This window comes from Paraburkholderia sejongensis, assembly GCF_020880815.1.
GTDB lineage: Bacteria > Pseudomonadota > Gammaproteobacteria > Burkholderiales > Burkholderiaceae > Paraburkholderia > Paraburkholderia sejongensis.
This window is the reverse complement of record NZ_JAJITD010000007.1, coordinates 246,809-267,172: the sequence shown is the minus strand read 5'-3', so window position 1 is coordinate 267,172 and position 20,364 is coordinate 246,809. Positions and strand designations below refer to the sequence as shown.

18 protein-coding genes are annotated in these 20,364 nt (G+C 65.5%); 9 read left to right on the top strand and 9 right to left on the bottom strand.

What is annotated here, in order from left to right; genetic code table 11:
* The first annotated feature begins 37 nt into the window (after positions 1 to 37).
* Together LJ656_RS16165 and LJ656_RS16160 are read left to right on the top strand one after the other, a co-directional pair.
* Positions 38 to 1,252: an SAM-dependent methyltransferase gene (locus LJ656_RS16165; RefSeq protein WP_230510412.1), complete on the top strand. Its 1,215-nt coding sequence runs from the start codon at positions 38 to 40 to the stop codon at positions 1,250 to 1,252.
* 71 nt (positions 1,253 to 1,323) lie between these two features.
* The gene (locus LJ656_RS16160; protein ID WP_230510411.1) at positions 1,324 to 2,571 is read left to right on the top strand and encodes a DUF72 domain-containing protein; all 1,248 of its coding nucleotides are present in this window, start codon (positions 1,324 to 1,326) and stop codon (positions 2,569 to 2,571) included.
* Here the strand turns inward: LJ656_RS16160 and msrA are convergent.
* Entirely contained in the window at positions 2,558 to 3,097 is a 540-nt protein-coding gene (msrA, locus tag LJ656_RS16155) for a peptide-methionine (S)-S-oxide reductase MsrA (protein WP_230510410.1), read from the bottom strand. The two genes, LJ656_RS16160 and msrA, sit on opposite strands and share 14 nt — an antisense overlap.
* A 397-nt stretch (positions 3,098 to 3,494) precedes the next feature.
* Here msrA and LJ656_RS16150 point away from each other — a divergent pair, with 397 nt between their 5' ends.
* Complete coding sequence (locus LJ656_RS16150; RefSeq protein ID WP_230510409.1) at positions 3,495 to 4,004, top strand: flavin reductase family protein; 510 nt, start codon at positions 3,495 to 3,497, stop codon at positions 4,002 to 4,004.
* Between the two features lie 74 nt (positions 4,005 to 4,078).
* Here LJ656_RS16150 and LJ656_RS16145 read toward each other — a convergent pair whose 3' ends face one another.
* Entirely contained in the window at positions 4,079 to 4,594 is a 516-nt protein-coding gene (locus tag LJ656_RS16145) for an Lrp/AsnC family transcriptional regulator (RefSeq protein ID WP_075302565.1), read from the bottom strand.
* A gap of 130 nt (positions 4,595 to 4,724) precedes the next feature.
* Here LJ656_RS16145 and kynB point away from each other — a divergent pair, with 130 nt between their 5' ends.
* The 3 genes from kynB (at position 4,725) to kynA (ending at position 7,694) form a co-directional block, all read left to right on the top strand.
* Entirely contained in the window at positions 4,725 to 5,357 is a 633-nt protein-coding gene (kynB, locus tag LJ656_RS16140; RefSeq protein WP_230510408.1) for an arylformamidase, read from the top strand.
* Between the two features lie 107 nt (positions 5,358 to 5,464).
* The gene (kynU, locus tag LJ656_RS16135) at positions 5,465 to 6,715 is read left to right on the top strand and encodes a kynureninase (RefSeq protein WP_230510407.1); all 1,251 of its coding nucleotides are present in this window, start codon (positions 5,465 to 5,467) and stop codon (positions 6,713 to 6,715) included.
* Positions 6,716 to 6,725: 10 nt separating this feature from the next.
* Positions 6,726 to 7,694 carry a tryptophan 2,3-dioxygenase gene (gene kynA / locus LJ656_RS16130; protein WP_230510406.1) on the top strand — a complete coding sequence of 323 codons (969 nt, stop codon included), beginning with the start codon at positions 6,726 to 6,728 and terminating at the stop codon, positions 7,692 to 7,694.
* A 4-nt stretch (positions 7,695 to 7,698) separates the two neighbouring features.
* Here the strand turns inward: kynA and LJ656_RS16125 are convergent, their stop codons facing one another.
* The 7 genes from LJ656_RS16125 to LJ656_RS16095 form a co-directional block, all read right to left on the bottom strand.
* Positions 7,699 to 8,436, bottom strand: coding sequence for an SDR family oxidoreductase (locus tag LJ656_RS16125; RefSeq protein WP_230510405.1), 738 nt, complete (start codon positions 8,434 to 8,436; stop codon positions 7,699 to 7,701).
* Complete coding sequence (locus tag LJ656_RS16120; protein ID WP_230510404.1) at positions 8,433 to 9,977, bottom strand: FGGY-family carbohydrate kinase; 1,545 nt, start codon at positions 9,975 to 9,977, stop codon at positions 8,433 to 8,435. The genes LJ656_RS16125 and LJ656_RS16120 overlap by 4 nt, the downstream gene beginning before the upstream one ends.
* A 56-nt stretch (positions 9,978 to 10,033) precedes the next feature.
* Entirely contained in the window at positions 10,034 to 11,122 is a 1,089-nt protein-coding gene (locus LJ656_RS16115; protein ID WP_230510403.1) for an alcohol dehydrogenase catalytic domain-containing protein, read from the bottom strand.
* A gap of 46 nt (positions 11,123 to 11,168) precedes the next feature.
* Positions 11,169 to 12,170 (bottom strand): ABC transporter permease, encoded by a 1,002-nt coding sequence (locus LJ656_RS16110; protein WP_230510402.1) that lies wholly within the window; start codon positions 12,168 to 12,170, stop codon positions 11,169 to 11,171.
* Positions 12,157 to 13,677, bottom strand: coding sequence for a sugar ABC transporter ATP-binding protein (locus LJ656_RS16105; protein WP_230510401.1), 1,521 nt, complete (start codon positions 13,675 to 13,677; stop codon positions 12,157 to 12,159). Before LJ656_RS16105 ends, LJ656_RS16110 begins: the two co-directional genes overlap by 14 nt.
* Before the next feature lie 97 nt (positions 13,678 to 13,774).
* Positions 13,775 to 14,758 carry an ABC transporter substrate-binding protein gene (locus LJ656_RS16100; protein ID WP_230510400.1) on the bottom strand — a complete coding sequence of 328 codons (984 nt, stop codon included), beginning with the start codon at positions 14,756 to 14,758 and terminating at the stop codon, positions 13,775 to 13,777.
* A 154-nt stretch (positions 14,759 to 14,912) separates the two neighbouring features.
* A complete protein-coding gene (locus tag LJ656_RS16095; protein WP_230510399.1) occupies positions 14,913 to 15,890 on the bottom strand; it encodes an AraC family transcriptional regulator in 978 nt (325 codons plus the stop codon).
* Positions 15,891 to 16,285: 395 nt separating this feature from the next.
* Here LJ656_RS16095 and dalD point away from each other — a divergent pair, with 395 nt between their 5' ends.
* The 3 genes from dalD to LJ656_RS16080 all read left to right on the top strand — a co-directional run bounded on the left by dalD (position 16,286) and on the right by LJ656_RS16080 (position 20,299).
* Positions 16,286 to 17,698, top strand: a complete 1,413-nt coding sequence (gene dalD / locus LJ656_RS16090) for a D-arabinitol 4-dehydrogenase (RefSeq protein ID WP_230510398.1) — start codon at positions 16,286 to 16,288, stop codon at positions 17,696 to 17,698.
* An 83-nt stretch (positions 17,699 to 17,781) separates the two neighbouring features.
* Positions 17,782 to 19,263, top strand: a complete 1,482-nt coding sequence (gene xylB / locus LJ656_RS16085) for a xylulokinase (protein ID WP_230510397.1) — start codon at positions 17,782 to 17,784, stop codon at positions 19,261 to 19,263.
* Between the two features lie 85 nt (positions 19,264 to 19,348).
* Positions 19,349 to 20,299 (top strand): sugar-binding transcriptional regulator, encoded by a 951-nt coding sequence (locus LJ656_RS16080; RefSeq protein WP_230510396.1) that lies wholly within the window; start codon positions 19,349 to 19,351, stop codon positions 20,297 to 20,299.
* Positions 20,300 to 20,364: the final 65 nt, after the last annotated feature.

Genomic DNA, 20,364 nt, shown 5'->3' with positions numbered 1-20,364 from the left:
AAGCTTTGCTTTAATTCAACGAACACGGAGAGATCGCATGTTCTGGGAGAAGAAGCTGGCGCAGTGGGTTGAAGAGGTCAAATCCAAAGCTAACCTGCCTGCACGCCTCGTGCTGTGGGACGGTCAGCAACACGACTTCGGGCAGTTCGCCGCGCCCCAGGTCACGCTACACGTGAAGAGCGCCACCGCGCTGCCCTATCTGCTCGAACCGAGCCTCGACAATCTCGGCGAGGCGTACGTGAAGGGCAAGATCGACATCGAGGGCAAGCTGTCGGACATCATCAATATCGGCTATCAGCTCGCGCGCAGCACCGTGACGAGCGCGAGCAAGCTGGCGCGCGTGCGACGCTACTTCAATCACTCGAAGAGCTCGGATAAAAAGGCGATCCAGTATCACTACGACGTGTCGAACGAGTTCTACAAGCTGTGGCTCGACGAGAACATGGTCTATTCGTGCGCGTACTTCGAGACCGGCACCGAAGACCTCGCGACCGCGCAGATCAAGAAGATCGATCACATCCTGACCAAAATCCAGCTGCAGCCCGGCCAGCGTCTGCTCGACATCGGCTGCGGCTGGGGCGCGCTGGTGCTGCGCGCCGCGCAGAAGTTCGGCGCTCAATGCGTGGGCGTGACGCTATCGCAGAACCAGTTCGATCTGGCGACCGCGCGCGTCAAGGCGGCCGGACTCGAAAACCAGATCGAAATCCGCCTGCAGGATTATCGCGACGTCACCGGGCAGTTCGATCGCATCACCAGCGTCGGCATGTTCGAACACGTCGGCCGCAAGAATCTGCCCGGCTATTTCCAGAAGATCCACGATCTGCTCGCCGACGACGGCGTCGCGATGAACCACGGCATTACGTCGAGCGACGCCGATAGCGGCGAAACCGCGCTCGGCGGCGGCGAATTCATCGACCGTTATGTGTTCCCCGACGGCGAGCTGCCACACATCAGCCTCGCGCTCGAATCGATGCAGCGCGGCGGGCTCGAAGCGGTCGACGTCGAAAGCCTGCGCCGTCACTATGCGCACACGCTCGACCTGTGGGCCGAGAATTTCGAGGCCCACGCGGACGAAGCCCGCAAGCTCGTCGACGACGAAAAATTCCGCATCTGGCGCGTGTATCTGGCCGGCTGCGCGTATGCGTTCGAAAACGACGACGTGTCGATCTTCCAGGTGGTGTGCCGCAAAGCCGGCCGCAGCGCTAAGACCCTGCCGTGGTCGCGCCGCTACATGTACGAAAAACCGCTGTGACGCGCTTGCGCCGCAGCCGCGTGCATGAGACGCTCGCCGCGGCGCAATCCTGAACAGCAGACCGGATATCGATGGACCACAGTGGCACGAGTGAAGTTGACGAGCCGTTGAACGGCGACGGCAATCGCGAAGTTGCACAGCAGGCTGCCGGCGACGCCGGGCAGTTCGATCTGTTCGGGATGCCGGTCGAACCCGGGGCCGCGCCGCCAGCGGCGGCCGAGGCCACGGCAGAGGCCACGGCTTCGGCTGCGGACGATCGACCCGCCCCCGCCCCCGCCCCCGCATCCTCGGCGCCACCGAAAAAACGCCGTACCCGAGAAATCCTCGCCGCGCCGCCGTCGCCGGAACTGCTCGCGCTCGCCGCTCAACTGCCGCCGCAGATTCACCTGGGCACATCGACATGGTCGTTTCCCGGCTGGAGCGGAATCGTCTACGGCGACGATTACAGCAACAGCAAACTCTCGCGCGAAGGCCTGAGCGCGTACGGCGCGCATCCGCTGCTAAAGACGGTCAGCATCGACCGTTCGTTCTACCAGGCGCTGACCGTCACCGAATACCTACGTTACGCGCAGCAGGTGCCCGAGCACTTCCGCTTCATCGTCAAAGCGCCGATGACGATCACCGACGCAACCGTGCGCGCCGAACGCGGCGAGCCGGTATCGCTGAATCCGTGTTTTCTGAACGCGCAGATGGCGATCGACGAGTTCGTCACGCCCTGTCTCGAAGGACTCGGCGCGAAAGCCGGCGCGCTGGTGTTCCAGTTCTCGCCGCTGCCGGATCAGATGCTCGCGCAGCCGGCGGTGTTCGTCGAACGTCTTGGAGAGTTTTTCGGCGCGCTGCCGACGCTGCCCGACGGCAGTTGCTACGCGGTCGAGATTCGCGACGCGAGTCTGCTGACGCCGCGTTTCATCCGGATGCTGAAGGCGGCGGGCGTGCGCTACTGCGTCGGCATTCATGCGCGGATGCCCGATCCGCTGCGCCAGGCGGCGGCGCTCGCGCTGCTCGACGGCGAGCCGGCCGGTCCGCTGATCGTGCGCTGGAGTCTGCACGGCGGCTTCAAATACGAGCAGGCGAAGGCGAAGTACGAGCCGTTCAGCCGGCTCGTCGACGAAGACCCGGCGACGCGCGCGTCGCTCGCCGAGTTGGCCGCGCGCTATGCGCTGGCCGGCCAGCCGGTGGTGATCGCAGTGAACAACAAGGCGGAGGGTTCGGCGCCGCTCAGCTGCGTGAAGCTCGCCGAAGCGATCGTCGAGGCATATGCGCGACTTGCGCAGGAGCGCGACGCAAAAAGCGAAGCCGCGCCTGTCACCCCGCCTTGATCCGGTGCGCGAACTTCTGGCGGAATTTCGCGACCTTCGGCGCGACCACGAACGAGCAGTAACCCTGATTCGGATGCTGCGCGAAGTAGTTCTGGTGATACGCCTCGGCCGGCCAGTAGTTGCCGTCGAGCGGCACCACCTCGGTCACGATCTTGCCGTCGTAGATGCGTTGCTCGCCGATCTCGCGAATCGCCTGCAGCGCGGTATCGCGCTGCGCGTCGGAATGCGTGTAGATCACCGACCGGTATTGCGTGCCGACGTCGTTGCCCTGCCGGTTCAGCTGGGTCGGATCGTGAATCGCGAAGAAGATGTCGAGAATCTCGCGATAGCTGATCTTCGCGGGATCGAACTCGACCTTCACCACTTCCGCGTGGCCGGTCTCGCCGTCGCAAACCTGCTCGTAGCTCGGCTCGCGCGTATGACCGCCCGCATAGCCGGACTCGACCGCGCTCACGCCTTCGACACCCAGATACACCGCTTCCAGGCACCAGAAACACCCGCCACCGAGCGTTGCCGTCTCGTTCATAAGCTTCACCCCAGAATCAGATACAGAAAAATGACCGGCGGCCCGCATTGCAACCGCCACCGGATCGGAATATATGGCCGAAAACGCGTGTCAAAAGATCGTGAACGCGCGGTGCCGCGTCGAGCGAATCGTGCGGCTCAGTGTATCGAGTATAGAAACGCACGCGCGGGTCGGGTGAAGAAGATGGACGGCGCGAGTTCGAACGCTCCGCCCCGGCATGCGTATTGAAAACGGCACGCATTGCGCTGCGGCGCCCGCATCGATTGCAGTTAAAATTGCGGAAATCGACGATTTTCACCATGACTTTCGAATCACTCGCTTCCAGCCGCGCAACTCTGCGCTCTTATTCGCGCCTGCGCCGGGTCTCAGCACCGCGCGTGCCGGGGACCCTGCCCCGATGAAGCGCGCGAGCCCTCCCAACTTCGACCAGACCGCATTCAAGCAGGCGCTCGGCCAGTTCGCGACCGGCGTCACCGTGATCACCACGCGCGCGGCGAGCGGCCAGCTGGTCGGCATCACCGCCAGTTCGTTCAACTCGGTTTCGCTCGATCCGCCGCTGGTGCTGTGGTCGCTCGCGACGCGCTCGGCGTCGATGCCGGTGTTCCGCGCGAACAGCCACTACGTGATCAACGTGCTGGCCGCGTCGCAGCTCGATCTGTGCAAGCGCTTCGCGACTGTCAAAGGGGATCGTTTCGAAGGCGTGTCGCACGCCGCGGGCGACTCCGGAATGCCGGTGCTGGACGGCGCGCTCGCGTGGTTCGAATGCCATAACCGCAGCCGCTACGACGAAGGCGACCACGTGATTTTCGTCGGCGAAGTGGAGCGTTGCGGCGTGCACGAGAAGGCCGCCGAGATTTCGCCGCTGGTGTTCCAGGGCGGCAAATTCCACGGTCTCGATCCGCTTTGAGTGAAGCGCCGCGCCGCCACAGCAAAGTGCGCGCGTCGCGCTAACTCGCGCAACCGGCGGCAGCCCCGCCCTCGTCACCGGTCGTTGTGCGCGGCCCCATGCCCGCTCGTCTTCTTCACCAGCGACACCGGCACGCCGGAATCTTCCTTCAGCGTCTCGAGCACGATGTTCGAGCGAATGTCCATCACGCCCGGCGCCTTGTACAGGCGGTTGAGCACGAAATCCGAATAGTGTTTGAGATTGTGCGCGAGGACCCGCAACAGGTAATGGGTCTCGCCGGTGACGACGAACGCGCCGACCACTTCCGGCCAGTCGCGCAGTTCGTCGGCGAAGCGCTCGTGCCAGTTCTGCTGGTCGTTGCGCATCGACACCTGCACGAACGCTTCGAGTTCGAAGCCGAGCACTTCGCGGTTCAGGCACGCGCGATAGTGTTCGATCACGCCCTGCTCTTCCAGCAGACGCAAGCGTCGCAAACAGGCCGATGGCGATAGCGAGATGCGCTCCGCGAGATCCAGATTGCTGATCCGTCCTTCCTGCTGAAGCACCGTCAAAATACGGCAATCGGTGGCGTCGAGTGAGATCGCGTTCATATTCGGTCTCCCTTTTCCGTTTGACTCAAATTATGTTCCAAGACACGCCGAAGAAGGAGATTATTTCGCAATCACATTGCGCGGCCTCACTACTATCATTCCCCCATAGACACTTTCCGCGACCGCCGCCATGCGCACCCTCTGGGACATTACCCCCGCCGTCGACAGCAGCACGCCCGTCTGGCCAGGCGACACACCGGTCGGCATCGAGCGCGTGTGGCGCATGGACGCGGGCTCGCCGGTCAACGTCGCGCGTCTGACGATCTCGCCGCACACCGGCGCGCACACCGACGCGCCGCTCCATTACGACGCGAACGGCGCCGCGATCGGCGACGTGCCGCTCGATACCTATCTGGGTATATGCCGGGTGATTCATTGCATCGGCGCATCGCCTGTTGTGACGCCACAACACCTGACCGGCGCGCTCGACGACCTGCCGCCGCGAGTCTTACTACGCACTTACAAAAAGGCGCCGACGCGCGAGTGGGACAGCGGTTTCTGCGCGGTCGCGCCGCAGACCATCGACCTGCTCGCCGAACATGGCGTGAAGCTGATCGGCATCGATACGCCGTCGCTCGACCCGCAGGAATCGAAGACGATGGACGCACATCAGCGGATTCGCGCGCACCGGATGGCGATCCTCGAAGGGATCGTGCTCGACGCGGTCGAGCCCGGCGACTACGAACTGATCGCGCTGCCGCTGAAGCTGACCACGCTCGACGCGAGCCCGGTGCGCGCGGTACTGCGTTTGCTGCCCGAATGACACTGACGGACACCAACGGACATTGAGCGCAGTTGAGCGCTCGACCCGAACCCCCGCTCCAGACCAACACTACAGACCCACCCTCCCGACCGTACCCCGGACCCACCATGAACCATCGTGACGAAGCCCTGGCGCTCGATGCCGCCGACCCGCTCGCGCCGCTGCGCGACCAGTTCGCGCTGTCGCCGACCACCATCTACCTGGACGGCAACTCGCTCGGCGTGCCGCCGGCCGCGGCCGCGCAGCGCGCGCAAACCGTGATCGGCGCCGAATGGGGCGAAGGCCTGATCCGCAGCTGGAACAGCGCGGGCTGGTTCGCGCTGCCGCGGCGCCTGGGCAACAAGCTCGCGCCGCTGATCGGCGCGGCCGAAGACGAAGTCGTGATCACCGATACGATTTCGATCAACCTGTTCAAGGTGCTGTCGGCCGCGCTGCGGGTCGCCTATGCACGCGATCCGAAGCGGCGCGTGATCGTGTCCGAGCGCTCGAATTTCCCGAGCGACCTGTATATCGCGCAAGGCCTGATCGAGCAGCTCGATCGCGGCTACGAACTGCGCCTCGTCGACGACCCTTCGGAGTTGCCCGCCGCAATCGGCGACGACACCGCGATCGCAATGATCACGCACGTGAACTACCGCACCGGCTCTATGCACGACATGGCCGCGTTGACGAAGCTGATCCACGACAAGAGCGCGCTCGCGCTGTGGGACCTCGCGCACTCGGCGGGCGCGGTGCCGGTCGATCTGAACGGCGTCGGCGCGGACTATGCGGTCGGCTGCACCTACAAGTATCTGAACGGCGGCCCCGGCTCGCCCGCGTTCGTGTGGGTGCCCAAACGCCATCAGGCCGAATTCGCGCAGCCGCTGTCGGGCTGGTGGGGACATCGCGCGCCGTTCGAAATGAATCCGACGTATCAGCCCGATCCGGGCATCGCGCGCTATCTGTGCGGCACGCAGCCGATGGTGTCGATGGCGCTGGTCGAATGCGGGCTCGACGTGTTCCTGCAAACCGATATGCAGGCGATCCGCCGCAAGTCGCTCGCGTTGACCGATCTGTTTATCGAGCTGGTCGAGTCGCGCTGCGGCGAGTTTGCGCTCAAGCTCGTCACGCCGCGCGAGCACGTGCAACGCGGCTCGCATGCGAGCTTCGAACATCCGCATGGCTATGAAGTGATGCAGGCGCTGATCGCGCGCGGCGTGATCGGCGATTATCGCGAACCGCATGTGCTGCGCTTCGGCTTCACGCCGCTCTATACGCGCTTCGTCGATGTGTGGGATGCGGTCGAAACGCTGCGCGACGTGCTGGCTCGCGAAAGCTGGCGAGCCCCGGAATTTGCCGCGCGCGGCGCGGTGACCTGAGGAGTCGGGAATGAACGATCACATGCACACGCCGGGCTTGCCGGAAGAACCGGCCGCGCAAGGCTGCCCGTTTGGGTATGGGCGGAACCCGGCAACGGCCCTGGCCGGCGCTTCAAATGCTTCCAATACTTCCAGCGCCTCCGCCTCCGCCTCCGCCGACACCGGCTGGCACGACGCGCAACTCGACTTCTCCGGGTCGATGAGCTACGGCGATTATCTGTCGCTCGGCAAGGTGCTCGACGCGCAGCATCCGCTATCGCCCGATCACAACGAGATGCTGTTCATCATCCAGCATCAGACGAGCGAACTGTGGATGAAGCTCGCGCTGTACGAACTGCGCGCCGCGCTCGCGGCCGTGCATCGCGACGAGTTGCCGCCCGCGTTCAAGATGCTCGCGCGGGTGTCGCGCATCATGGAGCAGCTGGTGCAGGCGTGGAGCGTCCTCGCGACGATGACGCCGTCCGAATACACCGCGATGCGCCCGTACCTGGGCAGTTCGTCGGGCTTCCAGTCGTATCAGTACCGGCAGATCGAATTCCTGCTCGGCAACAAGAACGAGCAGATGCTCAAGCCGCACGCGCATCGCGACGACATCTACGCCGAGGTGAAGGCGTCGCTCGAAGCGCCGTCGTTCTACGACGAAGCCGTGCGCCTGCTCGCGCGCCGCGGCTTCGCGATTGCGCCGGCGCGGCTCGAACGCGACTGGAGCCGGCCGACCGAACACGACGCATCGGTCGAAGCGGCCTGGCTCGAGGTCTATCGCAATCCGTCGCAGCATTGGGAGCTGTACGAGATGGCCGAGGAACTGGTCGATCTCGAAGACGCGTTCCGGCAATGGCGCTTCCGCCACGTGACCACCGTCGAGCGCATCATCGGCTTCAAGCAGGGTACCGGCGGCACCAGCGGCGCGCCGTATCTGCGCAAGATGCTCGACGTGGTGCTGTTCCCCGAGCTGTGGCACGTGCGCACGATGCTGTGAGTGCTTATCTCGCCGTATAGCCGCCGTCGATCGGCAGGCACACGCCGCTGATCATCGACGCCGCGTCGCTCAGCAAAAACATGATCGGCGCGGCGACCTCCGCCGGCTCGGCGAAACGCCGCAGCGGGATCGCGGCCAGCGCCGGGTCGCGCTTGACCGGATCGCTCCACGCGAGCACCGCCATCGGCGTCAGCGTGACCGTCGGGTTCACGCTGTTCACGCGAATCCCGTGCGGTCCCAATTCGATGCACAGCGCGCGCGTGACCGCATCGAGCGCGGCCTTCGACGCCGAATAGCTCAGGTGATCGTCGAGCGCGACCAGCGCCGCCTGGCTCGATACATTGACGATGCTGCCCGCGCGCTTGGCCGCCAGCATCGCGCGCGCGACGTGCCTTGCGACCAGCACCGCGCCGCGGGTATTCACCGCGAGCACGCGATCGAAACTGTCGGCGGTCGTATCGACCGCGCGTTCGAGCAGCGCGATCCCCGCGCAATTGACCAGTCCATCGAATACCGGCAGCTCGGCGAGCGCCGCGTCGATCGCGGCGGGGTCGCCGACGTCGAGCGTCAACGGCTCGCAGCCGGTTTGCTCGGCGAGCCGCGCCAGTTCATTGACGTTGCGCGCGGCCGCGACGACCGACGCGCCGCTCGCGCACAGCGCTTCGACGGTCGCGCGGCCGATCCCGCTAGAGGCGCCGGTCACGAGGATCGAGCGGCCGGAAAAATCGAAAGTAGCGTTCATGATGTTTGCAGACGATGCATGACCGGCTTCAACGCCGGATAGAGGTCCTTGTACACGCCGAAGCGCTGTTCGTATAAAGCCATCCGTCGCGCGTCGGGCTGCGCGCGCTCGACCAGCGTGACCCAGCCGCGCTGCGCGGCCTCGCGCGACACCAGCCCGGCGCCGACCCCAGCGAGCAGCGCGGCGCCCATCGCGGCTTCGACGTCCTGCTCGATCGTGTAGACCGGATAGCCGGTGACGTCGGCGATGATCTGCATCCACAGGTCCGAATGCGCGGCGCCGCCGACCACGATCAGTTTGTCGTCGAGCGATTGCGCGCCCTGGCGGCCCGCGTCGATGTTGTGCTTCAGCGCGAACGACACCCCTTCGAGCACCGCGCGATACAGATGCGCGCGGGTATGAAACAGGCTCAACCCGACAAACGCGCCGCTCGCCTGCGCATCCCACACCGGACTGCGCTCGCCCATCAGATACGGCAGGAACAGCACGCCGTCGGCGCCGGCCGGCACCTGCGCGGCGGACTCTTCGAGCAGCCGGTGCGGATCGCCGTGCGCGGTCGCGCGCGCGGCCTCGATCTCCGCGTGACAGAACTGCTCGCGATACCACGTCACCGACGCGCCCGCGGTGATCGCGCCGCCGAATACGTAGATATCCTGAGCGCCGTTGAACACGTGCGGCATGCTGATCAAACCGTGGCGCGCGTCGACCCGCTGGTTGATGTAGCCCCAGCACATGCTGGTGCCGATCATCGCGACATGCTGGCCGGCGCGCGTGACGCCGGCCGCGAAGGTCGCCATCGCCGCATCGACGCCGCCCGCGACGATCGCGGTACCCGCGTCCAGCCCTAGCTGCGCGCTCCATTGCGACAACAGCCCGCCGACCACCTCCGACGATTCGACCAGACGCTCCGGCATCATCGTTGCGGGAATACCGAGCATGTCGAGCGCTTCGTCGGACCAGTCGCGCCGCGCGATGTCGTACACGCCGCCGAGATTGCCGGCCGAACTGTGATCGACCGCAATCTCGCCGGTCAGCAGATAGATCACGTACGCGTTCGGCGGCAGGAAGTAGCGCGTATGCGCCCATACGTCCGGCTGGTTCTCGCGCAGCCACAGCATCTTCGTGTAGCCGTAGTAACTGTCGACGCCGTTGCCGGTGATCGTATAAAGCCGTTCGAGATCGACGTTTTCGCGCACCCACTCGACCTGCGCGGTCGCGCGCCGGTCCATCCAGATCAGGCACGGCGCGAGCGGCCGCATCTCTGTGTCGACCGCGATGCCCGAACCGCCGTACAGGCTGCTCACGCACAGCGCCTTGATCGATGCGGCGGCGATGCCGGCCGCTTTCGCGTCGGCGACGCACGCGGCCACGCATTCGCGCACCGCGTTCACCCACACCGCGGGCCACTGCTCGGCCCACAGCGGCTTCGGCGTGTCGGGCTGATACGCAGCCGAGTGCTGCGCGACGATCGCGCCGTGCTGATCGACGAGCAGCGCCTTGGTGCTCTGCGTGCCGATATCGACGCCGATGACGTAGTTCATAGAGTCTCCGTTGACAGCTGCCGCACGTGAATCAGGCGCTCGCTCATCCACTACTGTCACCCGCGCGGCTTGAGCAGCACCTTGATCGAATCGAGCGAGTTCGCGATCCGGATCGCGTCATCCCACTCTTCCAGCGAAAAGCCGTGCGTGACGATTCCCTTCGACGTGACGAGTCCACGCGCGAGCAGATCGATCGCGATCGGATAGCAGTACGGTCCGAGATGAGCGCCGCGCACGTCGAGTTCCTTGCGATCGCCGATCACCGACCAGTCGAGCGTCGTGTCGGCGCCGAACACCGAGAATTCGACGAAGCGCCCGAGCTTGCGGATCAGGTCCATCCCCTGATTCACGCCGACTGGCGCGCCGGTCGTTTCGATATAGACGTCGCAACCGTAACCATCGGTCAACGATTTGATGATCGCGAGCGCGTCGTCCTTCTGCGGATTGATCGTCACGTCCGCGCCGTATTCGCGCGCGAGCGCGAGGCGCTCCTCGACCAGATCGATCACGACCAGCTTCTTCGGCGTCTTCAGGTGCGCGACCTGGGTCATCATCAGACCGAGCGGCCCCGCGCCGGCGATCACCACTACGTCGTCGAGCTGCACGTCGCCGCGATTGACCGTATGAATCGCGCACGCCAGCGGCTCGATGATCGCCGCGTCTTCGAGCGAGATGCCGTCCGGAATCTTGTGGACGATCGCGGTCGGCGGAATACGCATGTATTCGGCCATTCCGCCGTCGGCGACTTCGCGCTGGAAGCCGAAGATGTTGTGCACTTCGCACATCCAGTACTGGCCGGATTTGCAGTAGCGGCACTTGCCGCACGGCACGATCTGCTCGGCGATCACGCGATCGCCCTTGCGCACGCCGAAATGTTCGGCCGCGCCTTCGCCGAGTTCTTCGACATATCCGAAGAACTCGTGGCCCGGAATCACCGGCGCCTTGACCCACGGGCTCGGACCGCCCCAGAACATCTTCGCGCCCGAATGGCATTTGCAGTCGCTCGCGCAGATCCCGCACGCGGCGATCCGGATCACCAGTTCGTGCGCGCGCGCGCTCGGCTTTGTCACCTGTTCGACGCGATAGTCTTTCGGCGCATGACAGACGATGGCGGTCATGTTCGTCGTATCGGATTGAGTCGTCATTGCATGGTCCCGGCAATAGAGAAGGTGTGGAGTGAGGACAAAGACGTTACTTTCTGCGGTCGCGGCTGATATAGATCGCGAGCAGAATGATTCCGCCCTTGATCACGTTCTGCACGTACGGATTCACGCCGACCATGTTCAGGCCGTTATTCAGGACGCCGAGCAGCAGCGCGCCGATCAGCGTGCCGACGATCGAACCGCGCCCGCCGGAGATCGACGTGCCGCCCATCACGACCGCGGCGATCGCATCGAGTTCGAAGCCGACGCCCGCGTTCGGCTGGCCGCTCATCAGCCGCGCGGTCAGCACGATCGCGGCGAACGCGGAGGTCAACCCGGCGAGCGTGTAGACGATCAGCTTCACCCGCGCGACCCGCACGCCCGACAGGCGCGTGGCCTGCTCGTTGCCGCCGATCGCGTACACATAGCGGCCGAACGGCATCCGCTCGAGCAGCAGCCACGCAATCACGTAGATCACCGCCATGATCACGACCGGCGCCTGAACACCGAGAATCTTGCCGCTGCCGAAGAAGCTGACCCACTCGGGCAGCCCGTCGATCGGATAGCCGCCGGTGTAGATCAGCGCGAGGCCGCGCGCGATGCCCATCGTCGCGAGCGTGACGATGATCGGCGGCATCCCGGCGAACGCGACGAAGAAGCCATTGGCCGCGCCGAAGCCGAGCCCGACCGCGAGGCCGATCGCGAGCGCGGCGACCGCGTTCATCCCGGCGACCATCAGCCCGGCCGACAGCGTGCCGGCCAGCGCCATCACCGAACCGACGGATAGATCGATGCCGCCCGTCAGGATCACGCAGGTCATGCCGACCGCGATGATCGCGTTGATCGACACCTGGCGCAGCACGTTCTCGATGTTCGCGGCCGACAGAAAACTGTCGCTCGCGAACACCATCACGATGCACACCGCGAGCAGGCCGATGAACGGATAGAACAGTGTCGAACGTTTCAGCGCGGCCCAGGTGAAGCGCACTGGCGCGCCGGGCGTGTCGCTCGCAACGGTCGAGGTTTTCGGCGAGGTGTCAGGCGTGTTCATGATTGGCTCCGAGCGAACCGGCGGTCGCATAGGTCATCACGGCATTCGATTCGATCGCGTCGCCTTCGAGCATGGCTTCGATGCGGCCCTGCCGGAACACGGCGACGCGGTCGCACATGCCGACGATCTCCGGCAGCTCGGACGAGATCATGACGATCGAGTAGCCGCGCGCGGTGAGTTCGCGCATCAGCAGATAGATTTCGGCCTTCGCGCCGACGTCGATCCCGCGCGTCGGTTCGTCGAAGATCAGGATATTGGTGTGGTGATTGAGCCAGCGTGCGATCACGACCTTCTGCTGGTTGCCGCCAGACAGCGTCGCGACCTCGGTGTGCATCGTCGGCGCCTTCACGCCGACGCGCTTCATGATGTCGGCGGTCGCGCGCGCTTCGCTGCGCTGGTCGATAAAGAAGCGCAGCGAGCGATACTTGCCCAGGTTGTTGATCGAGATGTTCTGCTTGATCGAGAAGTCGGTGATCAGCCCCTCGGTCTTGCGGCTTTCCGGCAGGATGCCGACGCCCGAGCGCAATGCGTCGGCCGGATCGCCGAGCTTCGCGGCCGCGCCGTTGATGCGAATCTCCTTCGCGTACGCCCGCTCCGCGCCGATCACCGCGAGCGCGGTCTCGGTGCGCCCCGAGCCGACCAGGCCCGCGAAGCCGAGAATCTCGCCCTCGCGCAGCGTGAAGCTCAACTGCGGGCTGTCCTTGAACAGCTGCAAGCGCACCACGTCGAGCACGATCTTCGCGTCCGCGCGCGGCGGCGGCTTCGGCGGGAAGCTGCTTTCGATGCGACGCCCGACCATCATCTGCACGAGCCGGCTCACGTCGGACTGCGCAACCGTGGTGGTGCCGACATACTGACCGTCGCGCAGCACCGTGATGCGGTCGCACACCTCGAAAATTTCTTCGAGGTGATGCGAGATGAAAATCATCGCGACACCCTGCTGCTTGAGCTCGCGCATGATCGCGAACAGATGCGCGGCCTCGGCCGGCGTCAGCGTCGCGGTCGGTTCGTCGAGAATCAGAATGCGCGCATCGAGCGACAACGCCTTGCCGATTTCGACGAACTGCTGCTGCGCGACCGACAGTTCGCGGATCGGCACCGCCAGATCGATCGCCACACCGAGCCGCCGGAAAATCGCCGCCGCCGCGCGCCGCATCCGGCCGCGCGCGAGCAGCCCGAAGCGGTTGCGCAGTTCGCGGCCGAGAAAGATGTTTTCCACCGCGTTCAGATACGGAATCAGGCTGAACTCCTGAAACACGATGCCGACGCCGGCGGCCACCGCGTCGTGATAGTTCGCGAAGTGGCGCGTCTGGCCGTCGAGTGTGATCGTGCCGTCGTCCGGCTGATAGATGCCGCAGAGGATTTTCATCAGCGTCGACTTGCCCGCGCCGTTCTCGCCGAGCAGCGCGTGAATCTCGCCGCGCTCGACTTCGAGATGAATGCCTTGCAGCGCCTTCACGCCGGGAAAGCTTTTGCTGATGTTCTCGAGCTTCAGAATCGTGTCCATCGGGTGCTCCCGTGCCGCCGGCTGCCGCCGCAGGCGGATCGCTGCGGACGGCGGCCGGCGCGTGCTGCGCTTCAGTCGCTTCAGTCGCTCGTGTCGCTTACCAGCTGAAGCCCTTCGCGTTGCTCCTGTCGATCAGCTTCACGTCGACCGGAATCGCCTTCGGCACATTGGCGCCCCACTTCTTCGCGAGCGCGATGCCGAGCGCGATCCGCACCTGGTCGGCCGGAAATTGCGCGGAGGTCGCGACGAACTTCGAATTGGGCTTCTGGATCGCGGTGATCGCTTCGGGCGCGCCGTCCACGCTGGTCAGCTTGATGTCCTTGCCCGACGATTCGATCGCCGACAGCGAGCCCATCGCGCCGCCGTCGTTCACGCTGAACACGCCCTTCAGATTCGGATGCGCCTGAATCATGTTCTCGGTGACGGACAGCGCGGTCGCGCGCTCCTGCTTGCCGTTCTGTGTATCGACCAGCTTCACGCCCGGCGCCTTCGCGAGCGCCGCCTTGCAGCCGCGCACCCGCTCGAGAATCGGCACGACCGGAATGCCGTCGAGAATCGCGACCTCACCGCTGCCGCCGATCGACTTCGCGAGGTACTCGCAGGCCATCACGCCGGCGTCGTAGTTCTTCGAGCCGACGAACGAATCGACCGGACCATTCGCGTTCGCATCGACCGCGACCACCACCACGCCCGCCTTCTTCGCCGACGTGACCGCCGACTGGATCCCGGTCGAGTCGGTCGGATTGACCAGCAGGATGTCGATCTTTTTCTGCAGCATGTCCTCGACGTCGCTGACCTGCTTGCTGACGTCGTGATGCGCATCGGTAACGATCACCGTCGCGCCGGTCGATGCGGCCGCATCGTTCAGCGCCTTTTGCATCGTCACGAAGTACGGGTTGTTCATCTCCTGGAAGGTCATGCCGATTTTCAGCGGCGCGGCCTGCGCGCCAGCCGCGGCGAACGCGAGCGACAAACCGCCGCCGAGCGCGGCGAGCCGGCGCGCGACTTTGGGCAACGGGGACGAAGCAGTGGCCACGCCGATAGCGGCCTGCGAGCGACGCTGAAAAACCGATGACTTCATGGTTGTCTCCATTTTTTGAAGTGAGCACGCCCGTCACGCTGTGCGGACACAGCGCGAGGCGCGTTGAAACGCGAGTGGGTGGGACTACGAACTACCTGAGCGCACAAGCCACGGTCAGCCGCGGCCGGGCACGGCTAAGCACGGCTAACCACAGCTAACTCAGCGGATAAGCCGGCCGCGGCGGCGGCAAACCCGGCGCGAGCACGATCGCCGGTGCGTTGTCGATACCTCGGCCATGCGCGGCCGCTTCCTCGGAAGCGTCGCGACTCGCATCGTTCAACTGCTGATAGCGGCGAAACGTCGACGGCGCCATCCCCTTGACCGCGAGAAACTGCCGGTTGAAATTCGACAGGTTATTGAAGCCCGACTTGAAGCAGATGTCGGTCACGCTCAGCTCGGCATCGGTCAGCAACTGGCACGCGAGATTGATGCGCATCCGGTTCACGTACTGCACGAACGGCAGCCCGGTATGACGGCGGAAATAGCGCGAGAACCCGCTGACGCTTTGGCCCGCCAGTTGCGCAAGTTCCGACTCGCGCAACTCGTTCGCGAGGTTCTTGCCGATATAGGCGAGCACGTGATTGATGCGGGTCGCCGCGAAGCTGGTCGGGTCGGCCTGATACGCGGGCGACGCGAGCGTGTCGCGATCCTGCGCGTTCAGCAGGATTTCGAGCATCGACATGAACAGCGCCAGCCGGCGCAGGCCGCGCGCGGCGAGCAGTTCGAGAAACAGCGGCGTGATCCGCGCGGACGTTTGCGCGCCGAACGACAGCCCGCGCCTCGCGTCGGCAAGCATCGCCTCGACCTGACGCCACTCCGGAAAACTGCCGGCGCAATTCGATACGAACTCCTGACCGAACTGCACCACCAGATTGCGCTGCGCGATGCTCTCGCCTTCGGGCACGTCGCTGACCCAGTTATGCGGCAGGTTCGGCCCCATCAGCACGAGATTGCCGGGCGCGAAGCTGCCGATGTAATCGCCGACGAACATCTTGCCGCTCGTCTCGACGATCAGATGAATTTCGTACTCCGGGTGAAAGTGCCAGCGCACCGTGCGATACGGATAGCCATGCGACCACACCTTGAACGATTCGTCGTGGCGCACCGCCACGATTTCGAGATCGGGTTGCACTGTCTGCCTCCATGAAGCGGGCCGCGGGTCGAACGTCACCGGGCACCGCCGATCTTGATCTTGTACAGCGAAAGTTAATCGCCAAACGCGCCGGCCACCACTAGAAAAGACACCGTGGATCGATACTTTTTTGCACCCGGCCGAGCCCGCGTGCCACGGAAGTCAAATTTGATGCAATGCAATATGGATAAGTCGCGCGATCGGCCAAGTCACCCCCGGCTCTCCATGCCGCGCTGCGCCACGAAAACCCCGCGCGCTCGCCTTGACTTTCGTTCCGGCGGGTACGATCATTCGCTCACACACAGAGCAAATGATCATAACAGCCTGGGGCAATGCATTGCACAGGACCGCGGCGAGGGCGACACCTCGACCCACGGTCGACAACGGAGACAACCATGAACAGCGGGCAAGACAGCGGCGCGGCCGCACACGTGATCCTGCACATCGGCGCGGGATCGTTTCATCGCGCGCATCAGGCCTGGTATCTGCACCGGCTCAACGACGCGAAGCTGGCCGGCGAACCGCACTGGTCGCTGACGGTCGGCAATATCCGCAGCGACATGAACGCGGTGCTCGACGCGCTGGCCGCGCAGCACGGCGTCTACACGCTCGAAACCGTCACGCCGCAAGGCGAGCGCGCGTACGAAACGATCCGCTCGATCGAACGCGTGCTGCCGTGGAGCGCGGACCTCGCCGGCCTGATCGAAGCGGGCTCCGATCCGGCCTGCAAGATCATCGCGTTCACCGTCACCGAAGGCGGCTACTACCTCGACGAACACCACCGGCTCGACACCGCGAACCCCGATCTCGCGGCCGACCTCGCCGGTGGCCACACCACCATCTACGGCGCGCTCGCGGCGATTCTCGACGCCCGGATGAAACGCGGCGCGGGCCCCGTCACGCTGCAAACCTGCGACAACCTGCGCAGCAACGGCGAGCGTTTTCACGCGGGCATGAGCGAGTTTCTCGAACGGCGCGGCGCCACCGACCTCGCGCAATGGTTCGACGCCAACACGTCGTCGCCGTGCTCGATGGTCGACCGGATCACGCCGCGGCCGACGCCCGACGTGCGCGAACGCGTGCGGGCCGCGACCGGCGTCGACGACAACGCGCCGGTGATGGGCGAAGCGTTTATTCAATGGGTGATCGAAGACCGCTTCAGCGCCGGACGGCCGCAATGGGAAAAGGTCGGCGCGGAGCTGGTCGAGTCGGTGCTGCCGTACGAGGAAGCGAAAATCCGCATCCTCAATGCGACGCATAGCTGCATCGCGTGGGCGGGCACGCTGGTCGGTCTGAAGTTCATCCACGAAGGTACGCTCGACCCCGACATCCGCCAGTTCGCGTACGACTACGTGACTGAGGACGTGATTCCGTGCCTCACCCCAAGTCCGCTCGATCTCGAACGCTATCGCGACGTGGTGCTCGAACGCTTCAGCAATCCGCACATTCTCGACACCAACCAGCGCGTGGCCGCCGACGGCTTCTCGAAGCTGCCCGGCTTCATTGCACCGACGCTCGCCGAATGCTTCGAACGCGGCGTCACGCCGGCCGCGACCGCGATGCTGCCCGCGCTGTTTTTCCGCTTTCTCGAACGCTGGCACACCGGCAGGTTGCCGTACGCGTATCAGGACGGCGTGATGGACGAGAAGGTCGCGCATGGTATCTTCAACGCGCCCGAGCCGCTGCGCGCGTTTGCCGCCGACCGGCTGCTATGGGGCGGGATGGCGCAAACGCCGGAGCTGGAAGCGGCGCTCGCCGGCGCGCTCGCGCGTGTCGACGCGTGGCTCGCCAGGCGCGGCGCGCTATGAGCGTGCCAGGCTTAATGCCCATGACAGCGCGCGCGCTCAGCGGCTAAAGTAGCGCATCCCCCAACGACGAAGGTTTCGCGCCCATGTACCTAGGCATCGACCTCGGCACGTCCGAAGTGAAAGTTCTGCTGCTCGCCTCCGACGGCCGCGTGGTCGGCACTGCGGGCACGCCGTTTACCGTTTCGCGCCCGCATCAGCGCTGGGCCGAACAGAATCCGCAAGACTGGTGGGCCGGCACCCGCGCGGCGCTCGCCGCGTTGCGCTCGCGTCATCCGATTGAGTTCGCGCGGATTCGCGGCATCGGCCTGTCCGGGCAGATGCACGGCGCGGTGCTGCTCGACGCGCACGACAGCGTGCTGCGTCCCGCGATCCTGTGGAACGACATGCGCAGCGACAAGGAATGCGCGGAACTGACCGAACGCGCGCCGCAACTGCACGAGATCGCCGGAAATCTGGCGATGCCCGGTTTCACCGCGCCGAAGCTGCTCTGGGTCGCGCGGCACGAACCGGAAATCTTCGCGCGCACCGCCTGCGTGCTGCTGCCGAAAGACTATCTGCGCCTGCAACTGACCGGCGGTAAGGTGTCCGATCCATCGGACGCGGCCGGCACGTTGTGGCTCGACGTCGCGAAGCGCGACTGGTCCGATTCGCTGCTTGCCGCCTGCAACATGACGCGCGCGCAGATGCCGGCGCTGCGCGAAGGCAGCGCGCCGGCCGGCACCTTGCTGCCGGAACTCGCGCGCGAATTCGGCCTGAGCGAAGACGTGATCGTCGCGGCCGGCGGCGGCGATAACGCGACCAGCGCGATCGGCATCGGCGCGACGCAGCCCGGCGACGGCTTCGTGTCGCTCGGCACCTCGGGCGTGCTGTGCGTGGTCGGAGACAGCTTCCGGCCGAATCCGGCTTCGGCCGTACATGCGTTCTGTCACGCGATTCCGGACCGCTGGCATCAGATGAGCGTGGTGCTGTCGGCGGCGAGCTGTCTGCGCTGGGTCTGCAAACTGACCTCGACCGACGAGCCGACGCTGCTCGCCGAAATCGAAGCGCTGCCCGCCGATGCGCTTACGACCGCGCCGCTGTTCCTGCCGTATCTGTCGGGCGAGCGCACGCCGCACAACGACCCGTACGCGCAAGGCGTGTTCTTCGGGATGAATCATGCGACCGATCGCGCGCTGCTCGGCTACGCGGTGCTCGAAGGCGTGACGCTCGCGCTGACCGACGGCCTCGACGCGTTGCGCGCGGCCGGCACCGAAGCGAAGGTGCTGTCGCTGCTCGGCGGCGGCGCCCGCAGCGATTACTGGGCTCAACTGCTCGCCGACGCGCTCGACACGGTCACCGTCAAGCACGGCGGCGGCGAAACCGGCGCGGCGCTCGGCGCGGCCCGGCTCGGCTGGCTCGCCGCGGGCGGCGACCCGGCCGTGGTGCTGACCAAGCCGCCCGTCGAAAAGGAGTTCACGCCGAATCCGCACCGCCACACTCAGCTGCGCAGCCGGCTCGAAGCGTATCGCGCGCTGTACCGGCACGTGCGGCCGCTGTTCGATCCCGCGCGCGCGCCGCTCGCCTGAGCGTTGCACGGCAGCCGGCCCGCACGCTTGCGCGGCCGGCGGCTATCATCGGCACACTCCAAGCAAAACTCGAGCGAATCCTATCGTGCCCAGGTCCACAGAAAAACTCGATCTCGCCACGCGCGCCGCGTGGCTCTACTACGTCGCGGGCAACACCCAGAACGAAATCGCCGAGAAGCTGCAGGTGTCGCGCCCGGTCGCGCAGCGGCTGGTCGCGTTCGCGGTCGAAAAAAATCTGATCCGCGTGCGCGTCGATCATCAGCTCGCCGATTGCCTGTCGCTCGCCGAGCAGCTGTCCAGGCGCTACGGCCTCACCATGTGCGAAGTCGTGCCGATCGACGGCGACACGCCCGAAGAGGTCGACCGCAAGCTCGCGGTGGCCGGCGCGCAGGTGATGGAGCGCTATCTGAGCGCGGAAAAACCGATGGTCGTCGCGGTCAGCAGCGGCCGCACGCTGAAGGCCGCGGTCGATCAGATCGCCCAGCTCGACCGGCCGCAGCATCGGCTGGTGTCGATGGTCGGCGCGATCGCGCAGGACGGCTCGTCGAACCGTTACGACGTCGCGCTGCATATCTCGGAGAAGACCGGCGGCAAGCATTTCCTGCTGCCCGCGCCGCTGCTCGCCGACAGCGAGGCCGAGCGCGCGCAGTGGTGCAATCACCGGCTGTACCGGATCGTCGAGTCGCTGTCCGCGCAGGCCGACGTCGCGTTCGTCGGGATCGGCAATATCGGCATGACGTGTCCGTTGCACGAGGACGGCTTCATCACCGAGGCGGAGGTCAACGAGCTGCTGCAGAACGGCGCGGTCGCCGAGATGCTCGGCCTACCGATCGACGCGGCCGGCGCGCACGTCGAATCGCCGACCGGCCGGCGCGTGACCAGCATCGCGCTCGATGCGCCGCCAAGCCGGCCGACGATCGGTTTCGCCGGCGGCCAGCGCAAGCGCGAAGCGCTGATCGCGGTGCTCAAGGGCGGCTGGCTGTCGGGGCTGGTGACCGACGAGCTGTGCGCGCGGGCGGCGTTGGCGGCGCGATAGTCAGGCAAGCGCCAGGCAAGCGCCAGGCAAGCGCCGGACGAGCGCCAGGCGAGCAAACAAAACAG